Here is a 383-nt window from a genome sequence, read left to right on the forward strand (position 1 = left end):
CGCCCTGAGTTTCTCAACTAATGAGAATTGTTCAGGGAGTCTGACATCAAGAGCGTGGTAGCCTTTTTTAATATATCTCTTTCTATTTCAACGCGTTGAAGTCTTTTCTTTAGCTCACGTATTTCAATCTGCTCAGGTGTCATGGGTGAAGCAGTGGGTGATTTTCCCGCTCGCTCTTCTTTCAGTTGTCGAACCCATTTGTCCATCGTGGATTTGCCGACATTCATCGCAGTAGCAGCGACGGTGTAGTGCTGATCGAGTACAAGCTGGGCAGCTTCGAGGCGAAACTCGGGGCTAAAATTGCGTCTGTTACGACCGGTCATAATGTCACCTGTTTTGACTGTGAGGTGATGATATCACCTCTATTTAGGTGGCCAAATTCA

At 46.2% G+C, this 383-nt stretch carries 1 pseudogene; it reads right to left on the minus strand.

Annotated elements, in window-relative coordinates:
• Positions 1-323: pseudogene (locus tag V2S86_RS25395) on the minus strand (transposase); the annotation flags it as partial.
• Positions 324-383 lie beyond the last annotated feature (60 nt).

Origin of the sequence: Serratia sp. C2(1) (assembly GCF_036352655.1) — a bacterium.
Classification (GTDB): domain Bacteria; phylum Pseudomonadota; class Gammaproteobacteria; order Enterobacterales; family Enterobacteriaceae; genus Serratia; species Serratia inhibens.